Source organism: Pseudomonas fluorescens (genome assembly GCF_019212185.1).
Taxonomy (GTDB): Bacteria; Pseudomonadota; Gammaproteobacteria; order Pseudomonadales; family Pseudomonadaceae; genus Aquipseudomonas.
The window spans coordinates 3279151-3291789 of the sequence record NZ_CP078138.1 but is presented as its reverse complement, the minus strand read 5'-3'; the positions used below and the strand labels follow the sequence as shown (position 1 = coordinate 3291789).

Annotated in this window: 10 protein-coding genes; 4 read left to right on the top strand and 6 right to left on the bottom strand. The window is 62.2% G+C overall.

Annotated features, from left to right (window positions below; translation table 11 throughout):
* Nucleotides 1-82: 82 nt before the first annotated feature.
* Entirely contained in the window at nucleotides 83-2092 is a 2010-nt protein-coding gene (locus KW062_RS14865) for an alpha-1,4-glucan--maltose-1-phosphate maltosyltransferase (RefSeq protein ID WP_105754144.1), read from the bottom strand.
* 188 nt (nucleotides 2093-2280) lie between these two features.
* On the opposite strand from KW062_RS14865, the gene KW062_RS14860 reads away from it, so the two are divergent.
* Nucleotides 2281-2442: a hypothetical protein gene (locus KW062_RS14860; protein ID WP_177327291.1), complete on the top strand. Its 162-nt coding sequence runs from the start codon at nucleotides 2281-2283 to the stop codon at nucleotides 2440-2442.
* 44 nt (nucleotides 2443-2486) lie between these two features.
* On the opposite strand, the gene KW062_RS14855 is transcribed toward KW062_RS14860, so the two are convergent.
* Nucleotides 2487-2984: an MgtC/SapB family protein gene (locus KW062_RS14855; RefSeq protein WP_027620884.1), complete on the bottom strand. Its 498-nt coding sequence runs from the start codon at nucleotides 2982-2984 to the stop codon at nucleotides 2487-2489.
* Between the two features lie 120 nt (nucleotides 2985-3104).
* Between KW062_RS14855 and KW062_RS14850 the strand changes: the two genes are divergently transcribed.
* The 3 genes from KW062_RS14850 (at nucleotide 3105) to mapR (ending at nucleotide 6476) form a co-directional block, all read left to right on the top strand.
* Nucleotides 3105-3338: a DUF3203 family protein gene (locus KW062_RS14850; RefSeq protein ID WP_027620883.1), complete on the top strand. Its 234-nt coding sequence runs from the start codon at nucleotides 3105-3107 to the stop codon at nucleotides 3336-3338.
* A gap of 195 nt (nucleotides 3339-3533) precedes the next feature.
* Nucleotides 3534-4946: a cytochrome c oxidase accessory protein CcoG gene (gene ccoG, locus KW062_RS14845; RefSeq protein ID WP_105754143.1), complete on the top strand. Its 1413-nt coding sequence runs from the start codon at nucleotides 3534-3536 to the stop codon at nucleotides 4944-4946.
* A 120-nt stretch (nucleotides 4947-5066) separates the two neighbouring features.
* Nucleotides 5067-6476 carry a GntR family transcriptional regulator MpaR gene (gene mapR / locus KW062_RS14840; RefSeq protein ID WP_105754142.1) on the top strand — a complete coding sequence of 470 codons (1410 nt, stop codon included), beginning with the start codon at nucleotides 5067-5069 and terminating at the stop codon, nucleotides 6474-6476.
* On the opposite strand, the gene KW062_RS14835 is transcribed toward mapR, so the two are convergent.
* The 4 genes from KW062_RS14835 to KW062_RS14820 all read right to left on the bottom strand — a co-directional run bounded on the left by KW062_RS14835 (nucleotide 6473) and on the right by KW062_RS14820 (nucleotide 12509).
* The gene (locus KW062_RS14835; protein ID WP_027620880.1) at nucleotides 6473-7219 is read right to left on the bottom strand and encodes an SDR family oxidoreductase; all 747 of its coding nucleotides are present in this window, start codon (nucleotides 7217-7219) and stop codon (nucleotides 6473-6475) included. The two genes, mapR and KW062_RS14835, sit on opposite strands and share 4 nt — an antisense overlap.
* 108 nt (nucleotides 7220-7327) lie before the next feature.
* Nucleotides 7328-9961, bottom strand: coding sequence for a hybrid sensor histidine kinase/response regulator NahK/ErcS' (nahK, locus tag KW062_RS14830; RefSeq protein ID WP_081786424.1), 2634 nt, complete (start codon nucleotides 9959-9961; stop codon nucleotides 7328-7330).
* The gene (gene nosP / locus KW062_RS14825; protein ID WP_027620878.1) at nucleotides 9891-11054 is read right to left on the bottom strand and encodes a nitric oxide-sensing protein NosP; all 1164 of its coding nucleotides are present in this window, start codon (nucleotides 11052-11054) and stop codon (nucleotides 9891-9893) included. The genes nahK and nosP overlap by 71 nt, the downstream gene beginning before the upstream one ends.
* A gap of 270 nt (nucleotides 11055-11324) precedes the next feature.
* Complete coding sequence (locus tag KW062_RS14820) at nucleotides 11325-12509, bottom strand: porin (protein WP_027620877.1); 1185 nt, start codon at nucleotides 12507-12509, stop codon at nucleotides 11325-11327.
* Nucleotides 12510-12639: the final 130 nt, after the last annotated feature.

Genomic DNA, 12639 nt, shown 5'->3' with positions numbered 1-12639 from the left:
GCTACGGCATCCATCCGCGGCTCATCGCCTCCGGTTGGCTTCGCTAACACCTCCTCTCTGACTTGGGACTGGTGCGCCCCCCTCAAACCGATATCCGCCATATCCCGAACGGCTGATGCCAGGGCTCGATCCGCATCCACTGGGTTTTGCCATACCAGGTCCAACGGTGGCCGTTCATTAAGTCTTCGCCCTGGGTCGCGGCGTCATCGGGCAGGCCCAGTTCCCACAATGGCAACTCGAAGTGCGCCTCCTGGGCGTTGAAGGGGTCGAGGCTGACGGCGACCAGGATGAAGTTTTTGCCATCGGCGGTGCGTTTGCCGAAGTACAGGATGTTGTCGTTCCAGGCGTTGTAGACCTGCAAGCCCAAGTGGGTATGCAGTGCCGGGTTTTGTCGGCGAATTCGGTTGAGTTGGGCGATTTCGGCGATGATGTTGCCCGGTGCGGTGAAGTCGCGGATGCGGATCTGGTATTTCTCCGAATCCAGGTATTCCTCCTTGCCCGGCACCGGTGCCGACTCGCACAGCTCGAATCCCGAATACATGCCCCATAGCCCCGACCCCATGGTCGCCAGCGCGGCGCGGATGAGGAAGCCGGCGCGGCCGGACTGGTGCAGGAAGCCCGGGTTGATGTCCGGGGTGTTGACGAAAAAGTTCGGCCGGTAGCACTCGCGCCAGGGCGACTGGTTCAGTTCGGTCAGGTAGGTCGCCAGCTCGTGCTTGGTGTTGCGCCAGGTGAAATAGGTGTAGCTCTGGGAATAACCGACCTTGCCCAGGCGCGCCATCATCGCCGGGGTCGTAAAGGCCTCGGCGAGGAAGATCACTTCGGGGTGCTTGGCGCGCACGTCGCCGATCAGCCACTGCCAGAACGGCAAGGGTTTGGTGTGGGGGTTGTCGACACGGAAGATCTTCACCCCTTCCTCGACCCAGCCAACCACAATGTCGCGCAACTCCAGCCAGAGACTGGGGATGGCGTCGGCGGCGTAGAAGTCGACGTTGACAATATCCTGGTACTTTTTCGGTGGATTCTCCGCGTACTTGATCGTGCCGTCCGGCCGCCAGTTGAACCAGCCGGGATGCTGTTCAAGCCAGGGGTGGTCCTGGGAGCACTGGATGGCGAAGTCAAGGGCGATTTCCAGGCCATGGTCGTTGGCCGCCGCCACCAGGCGGCGAAAGTCTTCGCGCGTGCCCAGTTGCGAGTGAATCGCTTCGTGCCCGCCCTCCTCGCTGCCAATCGCATAGGGACTGCCCGGATCATCGGGGCCGGCGGTCAGGGAATTGTTCGGGCCTTTGCGGTGGCTGCGGCCGATGGGGTGGATCGGCGGGAAATACAGCACGTCAAAACCCATGTCCTGGATCATCGCCAGTCGTGAATGGACATCGTTAAAGGTGCCGTGGCGCGCTGGATCGTCGGTGATCGAGCGGGGAAACAGCTCGTACCAACTGGCGAACTGCGCCAGTTCGCGCTCCACATCCAGCGGATACTCGGGACTCAGGCTCAGATAAGGCCGGTGATCGGCCGCCGCCATCAGCCAGCGGCTGTGGGGGTGCAGGAACAACGCCACCTGTTCGGTTTCCAGCAGTCCCTCAAGCTGATGCCGCAGCGCCGCCAGTTCCTCACTCAAGGCCCCGTCGCTGCGCTCGGCGGCGTGCTGGACCTGCTGACGTCCCTCCTGCAACTCGAGACTCACCGGCACCCCGGCGCCGTGTTTTTTCTCCAGCTCATAACAGAAGCTGGCGAACTGATCGATCCAGGCCTCGATGCAATAGCGGTAGCGACCCGGCGCGAGAACCTTGAACTGGCCCTGCCAGGCGTTGTTGCCCAGATCTTTCATGACGTCGGTGTGCCAGATCGAGGTCGCCTCGTTACACCAACGCACCCGCACGGCCAGCTTGTCGTGACCGTCGGCAAACACCTTGCTATGCACCGTCACCGTCTGCCCGGCAACGGCCTTGACCGCAAACTGCCCACCATCGAGCACCGGCTGGGTGCTCTCAATGGCAATGCGCGGCAGCAGCAAGGCCTGCGCCAGGGGCAAATGTGGTTGGTAATTTTGCAAATCATCGTGCAGTTGGATCGGTTGTTCGGTCGTCATCGAGCATCACCCCTTACGCCCCATGGACGCTCTTGTGCCTGATTTCAGTGCCTGTGTGACCCACTTAAGTTTCCGAGCACCAGGACCCGGGAAAAGTTCAGCCGGATCTGCAATCCGCCAGACGGTGGAATCAATTCACCGTGCCTGCGGTCCATCGCACTAAGCCAAGCACAAAAGAGGCCACCACGATGAGCATACCGACCCCACCAGAAACGCCGGATCCAAACATCGACCAACCGATCCTGCCGCCCACCGACCCCGAGCCCGTCCCGGAAAAAGACCCGGTACCACCCGGCACCATGCCGCCGGTGGGTGATCCACCGCCGGAGGAACCGCCGATTCGGGTGTAAACCACTGATCCTGCGCGAGCCAGTTGACGATCCCATGACGGTCGTCACTGCTCGTCTTTATCCAGCCACCGCACAATGACCGGCATCACACTGAACACCGCCAACGCCAGCAACGTACTCAGCACCGCCGTCGACTCTCGCCCCAGTCCGGCGGCGACGCCGATGGCGGCGGTCATCCACAGCCCGGCGGCGGTGGTCAGGCCTTTGACGTGGCTTTCGTCGCCGTCCTTGTTTTTCAGGATGGTCCCGGCGCCGAGGAAGCCGATACCGGCGATCACGCCCTGGACCACCCGGCTCATGGCGTCGGACTCTGCGCCTGCAACTTGCGGCACCAACACGAACAGCGCCGCACCCATGGCCACCAGCATGTGGGTACGCACGCCGGCGGCCTTGCCTTTCTGCTCCCGTTCGAAGCCGAGGATCGCCCCCAGCAACGCGGCGATCAGCAGGCGCACGGTGATGCGGGTCAGTTGTGCGGCGTCGCCGATATCGGCGAATTCGGCTTGCAGAGTGATCCAGACTTGGTGCCACCAGGCGTCCATCGGGGAGTCCTCGAAAGGTGCAGGGATAGTCGATGGACAGCACTGACCGCTAATCGGTTGCAGCGAACGATGCGCGCGGCCTGCCCCCTAAAGAATAGATCCGCCCAACTGGAGAATCCCATGCCTGTACGCATCGAAAACCAGACCTGTTTTTTCATCACCGAGAACGGCGAAGAAATTCGCCTGGCGGCCGACGTAACGGTGATCACTGACGGCGAGAAATCCATGTCGGCGGTCGACCTCGACGGCCGGCGCGTGTTCATCACCGAAGCAGAAGCCGACGCATTGACCGTAGCAGGCGCCACCGATGGACGCCGACACCTGCGGGTCACCGACAGTGATTCGGTGATTTAACTGATACAGATCACAACCGCCGCGAACGCCCTGTGTCAGGCGCTCGCGGCACGCCTGGCGGGGTGCATCAAGTTGTCGCAGGGGCGCTTGTGCAACGCATCTGATCCGCTTTTTTATCCAATACCTGAGTCTGTTATGCAAACAGTTGCGCGCTCATAGTGCATCGGCCTGATGGAGGCTGATGAGCGAAAGACCATGAGCGAAAAAATCCCCGTCCGATTAGTAGAAACATTCGAGCCTTCGCGTCCAAAGATGAAGGCCAAATCCAGCGACAACCAGATCCACACCCGGAGCTTCACCGGTTTGTTCCGCAACCTGCGCGTCGCCGGCGCGGGCTTTCTGTTTTTAGCCTTCTTCGGCACCGTGTGGCTGAACTGGGGTGGGCGCCAGGCCGTGCTCTGGGACCTCTCGGAAAGCAAATTCCACATCTTCGGCGCCACCTTCTGGCCTCAGGATTTCATCCTGTTATCGGCGCTGCTGATCATCTGCGCCTTCGGCCTGTTCGCTATCACTGTGTTTGCCGGGCGGGTCTGGTGTGGCTACACCTGCCCGCAAAGCTCGTTCACCTGGCTGTTCATGTGGTGCGAAAAGGTCACCGAGGGCGAACGCAACCAGCGGATCAAGCTGCAAGCGGCGCCGTGGACCCTGAACAAGCTGCTGCGGCGTTCGGCCAAGCACACGATGTGGCTGGCGATCAGCGTCATGACCGGCCTGACCTTCGTCGGCTACTTCACCCCGATCCGGCCGTTGGCCGAAGAGCTGCTGACCCTGCAAATGGCCGGCGTCAGCCTTTTCTGGGTGCTGTTCTTCACTGCCGCGACCTACATCAACGCCGGCTGGCTGCGCGAAGCGGTTTGCATGCACATGTGCCCGTACGCCCGGTTCCAAAGCGTGATGTTCGACAAGGACACCCTGACCATCTCCTACGACAGTGCCCGTGGCGAAAATCGCGGCCCGCGCAAACGCGAGGTGAAACCGGCGGCTGTCGGCCTCGGCGATTGCATCGACTGCCAGCTGTGCGTGCAGGTCTGCCCCACCGGTATCGACATCCGCGACGGCCTGCAGATGGAATGCATTGGCTGCGCGGCGTGCATCGATGCCTGCGACTCGATCATGGACAAGATGGGCTACGCCCGTGGCCTGATCAGCTACACCTCGGAGCACCAGTTGCAGGGCGGCAAGACCCACCTGCTGCGCCCGCGACTGGTGGGTTACACCCTGGTGCTGGTGGTGATGATCGGCGCGCTGGTGCTGGCGCTGATGGAACGGCCGATGGTGTCGCTGGACGTCAGCAAGGACCGCGGCCTGTTCCGCGAAAACAGTCAGGGCCAGATCGAGAACATCTACAGTCTCAAGGTCATCAACAAGACCCAGCAACGCCAGGACTATCAATTGTCGCTGGTGGACGCCGACGGCTTCCAGCTCCAGGGCAAGACCGAGTTGAGCCTGGCTCCCGGCGAGATCCTCGATGTGCCGGTGTCAGTAGCGATGCTGGCCGACAAGGCCGACCGCAGCTCGCAGACCCTGTACTTCAAGGTGACCGACAGCGACGAGCCCGAGGTCAACAGCGTGGCGAAAAGCCGGTTTGTTGCGCCGACCAACCGTTGAGCCATTACACTGCGGTGCTGCATTCGCGAGCAGGCTCGCTCCCACATTGACCGGGCGGCACTCCGCCGCTCGGCGAAACAAGCACCGCGATCTTCCTGAATGACACCCATCGGGCCCTCAATGAAACGCTACGAAAAATTCGCTGACGACATTGCCGAACTGATCCGCTCCGGTGTGCTTGGCCCCGGCCAGCGCGTGCCGTCGGTGCGCTACGCCAGCCAGACTTACGGGGTCAGCCCGTCCACGGTGTTCCAGGCCTATTACCTGTTGGAGCGCCGTGGGCTGATCCGCGCCCGGCCGCGCTCCGGCTACTTCGTCAACACCCACGCGCCCAGCCCGTTCTCGGAGCCGGTGATCAGCAGCGAGGTCAACGAGTCCACCGAAGTCGACGTCAGCGAACTGGTGTTCTCGGTACTCGACTCGATCAAGGACCCGCACACCGTGCCCTTCGGCTCGGCATTCCCCAGCCCGGCCCTGTTTCCGCTGCAACGCCTGGCACGCTCGCTGGCCAGTGCCAGCCGCGAGATGGACCCACGGATGGTGGTCACCGACCTGTCGCCAGGCAACCCACAATTGCGCCGGCAAATCGCCCTGCGCTACATGGTCGGCGGGCTGATGTTGCCCATGGAAGAACTGCTGATCACCAACGGCGCGCTGGAAGCCCTGAACCTGTGCCTGCAGGCGGTCACCGAACCCGGCGACCTGGTGGCCATTGAGGCCCCAGCGTTCTATGCCAGCCTGCAAGTGCTGGAACGGCTGAAACTCAAGGCCGTGGAAATCCCCGTGCACTCGCGCGATGGCATCGACCTCGGGGTGCTGGCGCAAACCCTAGAGCGCCATCCGATCAAGGCCTGCTGGTGCATGACCAGCTTCCAGAACCCGATGGGCGCGACCATGCCCGAGGCGAAGAAGCAGGAACTGGTGGAGTTGCTGCGTCGCCATCAGGTGCCGCTGATTGAAGACGACGTGTACGCTGAGCTCTATTACGGGCAACAGGCGCCCAAGCCGGCCAAGGCGTTCGACACCGAAGGGCTGGTAATGCATTGCGGTTCGTTCGCCAAGAGCCTGGCGCCCGGCTATCGGATCGGCTGGGTGGCGGCCGGTCGTTATGCGCAGAAAATCGAACGGCTGAAACTGATGACCTCGCTCTGCGCCTCGATGCCGGCCCAGGCGGCGATTGCCGACTACCTGCAACACGGCGGCTACGACCGCCACCTGCGCAAGCTGCGCTACGCCCTGGAAGAACAACAGAGTGCGATGTTGGCGGCGATTGCCCGTTACTTTCCAGCGCAGACCCGGGTCAGCCAGCCGGCCGGCGGCTACTTCCTGTGGCTGGAGTTGCCGGCGCAGATGGATTCGTTGAAGTTGTTCCAGATGGCCCTGGCCCAGGGCATCAGCATCGCGCCGGGGCCGATCTTTTCGCCGACCCAGCGCTTTCGCAACTGCATCCGCCTGAACTACGGCAGCCCGTGGACCGAGGACAGCGAAAAGGCCATGGAAACCCTCGGCCGCATCGTGCGGTCGTTCTAGCGGCCGCCGCCGAGTTCGATGAAAGTCCCGGTGGAGTACGACGCCTTGTCCGACAGCAGCCAGATGATTGCCTCGGCCACTTCTTCCGGGCGTCCGCCACGGGCCATGGGAATCGCCGATTCGAGTTTGCTGACCCGATCGGCATCGCCGCTCAGGGCGTGGAAGTCGGTGTAGATATAGCCCGGGCGCACGGCGTTGACGCGAATGCCTTCGCCGGCGACTTCCTTGGATAGACCGATGGTGAAGGTATCCAGCGCGCCCTTGGAGGCGGCGTAGTCGACGTATTCGCCCGGCGAGCCGAGACGTGCGGCCACCGACGAGACGTTGACGATGCTGCCGCCCTGCCCGCCGTGCTTGGGCGACATGCGCAGCACGGCATGCTTGGCACAGAGGATCGGACCCAGGACATTGGTTTTCATGATCTTGAGGATACGGAGCTCGGACATCTCCTCGACCCGGGATTTGTGCCCGACCGTGCCGGCATTGTTCACCAGCGCGGTGACCCGGCCCAGTTCGTGGTCGACGCGCTGGAACAGGCTGATGACTTCATCCTCGATGCTGACATCGGCACGCACCGCGATCGCCTGGGCACCGAGGGCCAGGACTTGCTCCAGGACCTTGTGCGCGGAGTCTTCATCGGCCTGATAGTTGATGCAGATGCGATAGCCTTGCTCTGCGGCCAGCAGCGCCGTGGCCGCGCCAATCCCGCGACCGCCTCCGGTGATGATGATGACTTTTTCCATGTTCGAACCTCTCCCCCCAATTCCGCAATACCGCCTACAGGTTTCTATGTCAGGCCTGAACCAAGGAGCAAGAATACCCGCCACCGCCAGGTTTTGCATGGCTTCGCCTCACGGCCTACCCAACAGATGACTCATCGCCGTCTTCAACTTCATCGGCCGCACCGGTTTGTGCATCAGGGTATGGCCCAGCTCGCGGATCTGCTGTTTGAGTTCGTTGCTGTAATTGGCCGTTATCATCATCGCCGGAATCGCCGAACCGCGCCGGGCGTTGATCCGGGCCACGGCATCGACCCCGTTTTGCTCATCGTCCAGATGATAGTCGGCAATCAGCAAATCGGCTTCGGCGTGGTAGTTATCGACCTGCCGTGCCAAGTCCTGTTCCGACAGCGCGGTCACCACCCGACAGCCCCAGCCTTCGAGCAAGGTGCGCATGCCGGCGCAAATCGCCGCGTCGTTATCCAGCACCCAGACCCGTGCCCCGCGCAAACGCTCGAGCATCGGTTCGCTCATGACCAGGTTGGGTAAAGCTTTGGGCGCGGTCGCGCTGAGGGGGACTTCGATGGCGAACATCGAACCCTTGCCCGGCCACGAGCGCACGTGGATCCGGTGGCCAAGAATCCCGGCGATTTTCTCGACAATCGCCAGGCCCAACCCCAGCCCCCGATCCTGATGGGGACGCTGTACATCACCGCGCTTGAACTCCTGGAAAATTTCTTCCAGGCGATCCTCAGCGATGCCCATGCCGCTGTCCCAGACCTCGATCGACAAACGCTGGTGCTTGCGCCGGCAGCCCAGCACCACACGCCCACTATAGGTGTAGCGGATGGCATTGCTCAGCAGATTGCGCAGGATCCGCGCCAGTAACTGGATGTCGCTGCGCACCAGCGCCGAGCAACCGACAAAATGCAGGGCCAGGCCTTCGCTGCGGGCGACCTGGGTGTACTCGGCGGCAAGGTTCTCCAGCAGCTCGCTCAAGGCGAAGGGTGCGATGTCCGGGGTGATCACGCCGGCATCCAGCTTGGAAATATCCACCAGGGTGCCCAACAGATTCTCCACGTCCTCCAGCGAATTGCTGACATTGCGCACCAGATTCTCATTGGCCAGTGGCTCGCGGCGTTCAAGCAAGGCGCTGGTGAACAGACGTGCGGCATTCAGCGGTTGCAGCAAGTCGTGGCTGACTGCCGCAAGAAATTTGGTTTTCGACAGATTGGCCCGTTCGGCGTCCAGCTTAGCCTCGCGCAGGCGCGACTCGACACGGCGACGCTCATCGATCTCGCTGCGCAGTTGGTCGTTGAGGGTGGTCAGTTCCGCCGTGCGTTCACGTACCCGCAACTCCAGGCTTTGATAGGCCTGGTGCAGCGCCTCGGCGGTGCGCCGACGCTCGGTGATGTCGCGAATCAGGACGAAAATCCCCACCACTTCGCCGGTGGCCAGGCGATTGGGCACGTAGGAACGCAGCATGTAGCGCTCCTGGTTGTTGATGTTGGTCTCGGCGAACTCGAAGGTCACACTCTCCCCGGCCAGCGCCCGCGCCACGTAGGACTCCAGGCGCTGGTAGTGCTGCTCGCTGTGCACTTCGCGCAGACTCTGGCCGAGCATCACGCCCCGTGGCCAGCAGTACCACTGCTCGTAGACCTTGTTGGTGAACTCGTAGACCAGATCGGCGTTGAGGTAGGCAATCAGCGCCGGCACATGGTCGGTGATCAGGCGGATCCAGCGTTCGCTTTCAGCCAGGGCTTCGGCGTGCTGGTAGCGCTCGGTGATGTCGGTAAAGGTGTTGACGAAGCCGCCGGTAGGCAACGGATGGGTGCGGATTTCCAGAACCCGGCCATCGTACAGGCGCTGTTCGCATTCCTGCACCGGACGGCCGTTGTGGTCGCGGCTGGCCGGGGTTAGCAGTTGCAGCTCGCTGTCGCCAATCACCTCGGCGAACGGTCGATGGGCCGCTACCGGCGCCAGCCCGCTGAGTTCCAGAAAGCGCCGGTTCCACAGCTCGAGGATGCCCTCGGCATTGACCATCGCCACCCCTTGCGAGAGATTGTCCACCGCCCGCTGTAACAGGTGGGACTTCTGCGCCACCGCCTGCTCGCGGCGCAGGGTTTCATTGAGTTTGACGTCGGTAATGTCGGTGAACAGGATCACCCGCCCGCCCTCTTGGGTCGGGCGCTCGCTGACCTGCAGCCAGCGGCCATTTTGCAGGCGATACAGAAGATTTTCGTCGGCGTGCCCGCGCGGTTCCTCGGTAAACAGCCCAGTGCCGGCCATCAACCGCTTGACCTCGCTCAGGCGCATGCCGGCAATAATACGCACCCGGCAGTTGCTCCAGAACGCCTTGAAGCGACTGTTGCACAACACGATGCGTTGGTCCGAGTCGAACAGCACAAAGGCGTCGGAAATGCTTTCGATGGCATCGATCAGGTGCTGGTGCGCGGTCTCGGCACGCAGGCGTGCTTCGCTGAGCAGGTGGTTGCCGGCCTTGAGCTCGGCCATCGCCTGGTTCAGCGCATCGGTTCGCTCACGCACCTGTTCGGCCAGCACCACTGAATGCTGGAACGCCGCGTAGGGGTCGTTGCCACGGGTGCTGCCGGATTCGATGCGCTCGATCAGCGCACTGTTGATCCGTTGCAGTTTCGCCTTGTCACGCTGCAGCTCGGCAATCTGCGCCTGCAGCTCAGCGGTGTCCGGGAGCGCGGCCACGGGCAATGGCAACCCCGGTGAACGTCTGGTTGATATGCATGCCATTGAACTGTTCTCCGTAGGTGTTGAAGCCCATCACCCGCTGCTCGCGCAGGAAGCCACCGATCTGTTCCAGGCTGCCCGCATCCTGCAACTCCAGGCGGCGCAGAAAACAGTCGCAGCCAATGGTCAGCAGCAGCTCGCCGAGGCGTTCCTGCAGGCCATCGAACAGTTGTTCCAGGTTCGGCAGCATGGGCCCGGGGGTCATGGCGGTGAGGACAATGCCGTTTTCCACGGCGCAGTAAAAACTCAGGCTCAGGTCGGCATGCACCTGCTGGATTGCGCGCACGTAATATTGCTGGTTGATCCGCACCGCCAACGGATGCGCGGCGAAGATCCGGTGATCCAGCTCGCTCACCGGCACGCCGATGTGCCGCGCGTACTCCTCGGCGGCGGGCTCTGCGTTAAGCTCAAACACCCGCCGGGAGGCACTGTCGGCACCGGTCACCACCAGTTTTTCCTCTCGCGGGAGGATGTGGTGGGTGGTGAAAACTTCGAAGTCCAGCCAAGTGTTGACCAGTACCACCACCGCCGCACCACTGTGGAATTCGCCACCAAAATAGACGTGGGTGTGGGTCAGGTAGTTGTCGTCGCCGGCTGAACCGCCGAAATGCGGGATGTCACCGAGGGCCGCGCTGAGGGCCGCGAGAACCATTTCCTCTCGGCTCGACAGGCCATCGAGCAGGGTCAGGGCGAAGCTGTTGCCCTTGATCGGCGCCAGTGTGTTGCTGCGACAGCCACTGACCAGGCGTTCGACCATCTGCTGGGCGTCGATCAGGCTGAAGTGCTCCATTTCGTCGATTAATTCGGTCGAGATGGAGAAGTGCCGATGGTCAAAGCCCACCGCGCTGACGCAGTTGCGGCCATAGCCCTGAGGGGTGATTTCGCCGGCGCTGGTGCAGCCCACCAGGCGAATCCCGCCGAAACTTTCCTGCAAGGCCTGGCCCAGCGCCTGCAGGTCGTACTCGGCCGAACAGAAGAACAGTACGAAGCCCAGGTGCGGATGCAACAACTGCCCCGCCAGTTCCTGGGCGGCCTGTTGGGCATCGCCGGCCTGGGACATGGCGCTGACAACGCCTTCATTGGGAACCTGCTGCATGGTCGCCTCCGGCAGGTGCGCATGATTGAGGGTGAAGTGTACGAAGGCGCCGAGGCTGGACCTATGCTACTTGGGTAGCGGTCGGGGGCTTCGATGGGATGAAAAGCCAATACAAGGCCACTGGAAACTGAACACAGAACCTGAGGGAGCTAGCCTGCTAGCTCCCTCAGGTTCTGTGGTATGTCGCCAATCTGTATCCACCCTCTGACCGAACAGCACTCCCCAGACAACGGCCGATGCGCGACCGCCATCCGGGGGGCTGTGCAGGGTTTACCAGGTCAGTACCGCGCCGACGGCGAAGGTATCGGTGTCTTCGTTCTGCGCGCTGGAGTCGTGGCCGGTGAGTTCGAACTGGTTGTACTCGGCGACCAGCTTGAGGTTGTCATTGACGTCATGGAACAACGCGATGCCGCGGGTCTCGTAGTCCGCGCCGCTGCCAACCACGCCGTTGCCGTCATCCTTAGTCTTGCCGTAGGACAGCGCTACGCGGTTCTTGCCGACTTTATATGAGCCCTGCAGCAGATAACCATCGCTGTCGACATTGCGCAGGGTCGGTTCGCCGGCGTTGTTGGTGTAAAACGGATTGATGCCCTTGGCCTGGAACCCGGAACCCGTCAGCGACAGGCCGCCGATCTTGGCTTGCACGCCATAACCGACCCCCTTGGAGGTCACGGTATCGACCGTTGAATCGGTATTGTCTGAAGTCTGGTAGCTGCCGTTGACCCAGCTGTAGATCTGCGCTCCGGCCAGGTCGAACTGATAGGTGATCTCGGTCTCGGTCCGTGGATTTTCCTGGTAGGCCTTGCCGGTCGGGCTGCTGTCGTTGGTGTCCACCGGGTCCATGATCCCCACCGCCACGCGCAAGCCGTCCAGCACCGGGGTGCGGTAAGTGATCTGCGACGTCGGGAACGGGTACGGATAGCCGGTGCCGATGTTGCCGAACGACACGCCGCCACCATCCACCAGGCCCAGGGTGTCGCTGACCTGGCCATACCCAGCCAGCAACTCATCGAGGAGGATGTTGGAGCGGGCAAACAACCCAAAGTCCTTACCAATCAGCACCTCGCCCCACTCCGGATTGGCCACCGTGCCGTAGAACTGCCGCACATCGATAGCGGTGTCGGTGCCGTTGGTTTCGCTGTCGTTGATGGTCACCCAGAACGAAGCCCGTGCCCCCAGTTTGAGGTCGTCGACCTGCTTGCCCATGTTGAAACCCAGGTAGTTGGGCAAAAAGCCCATCTTCACCCGCGATTGGCGGCGATCGTACTGGTCACCCTCACGGTCGACGTCGCTGTTCACATAGAAGGCGTTGATGTAACCGTCGGTGGAGAATGTGGTCTGGTCCTTGTCGTACAGCATGATCTCGGCCTGTACGACGGAGCTCAGGCCCAGGGTGGACAAGGTGGCGATAAAGGCTGGCAAGAAACGGTGCTGGAAATTCTTATTGTTGTGCATGGCGCGCTCCGCGACGGGGGGACTTGATGTCGGAGGCGATTATCGAAAGCGGACAGACGGCGGCCTACGCTGCCTTGGAGGGAGTTTGCGGGTGCTTTGGACGGGCCGGTGGTGCGCGGCAACTTAGGCC

Bases quoted from the DNA above. Each gene is read 5' to 3' on its own strand.
- KW062_RS14865 (WP_105754144.1), bottom strand. From the start codon at position 2,092: ATGACGACCGAACAACCGATCCAACTGCACGATGATTTGCAAAATTAC.
- KW062_RS14860 (WP_177327291.1), top strand. From the start codon at position 2,281: ATGAGCATACCGACCCCACCAGAAACGCCGGATCCAAACATCGACCAA.
- KW062_RS14855 (WP_027620884.1), bottom strand. From the start codon at position 2,984: ATGGACGCCTGGTGGCACCAAGTCTGGATCACTCTGCAAGCCGAATTC.
- KW062_RS14850 (WP_027620883.1), top strand. From the start codon at position 3,105: ATGCCTGTACGCATCGAAAACCAGACCTGTTTTTTCATCACCGAGAAC.
- ccoG (WP_105754143.1), top strand. From the start codon at position 3,534: ATGAGCGAAAAAATCCCCGTCCGATTAGTAGAAACATTCGAGCCTTCG.
- mapR (WP_105754142.1), top strand. From the start codon at position 5,067: ATGAAACGCTACGAAAAATTCGCTGACGACATTGCCGAACTGATCCGC.
- KW062_RS14835 (WP_027620880.1), bottom strand. From the start codon at position 7,219: ATGGAAAAAGTCATCATCATCACCGGAGGCGGTCGCGGGATTGGCGCG.
- nahK (WP_081786424.1), bottom strand. From the start codon at position 9,961: ATGGCATGCATATCAACCAGACGTTCACCGGGGTTGCCATTGCCCGTG.
- nosP (WP_027620878.1), bottom strand. From the start codon at position 11,054: ATGCAGCAGGTTCCCAATGAAGGCGTTGTCAGCGCCATGTCCCAGGCC.
- KW062_RS14820 (WP_027620877.1), bottom strand. From the start codon at position 12,509: ATGCACAACAATAAGAATTTCCAGCACCGTTTCTTGCCAGCCTTTATC.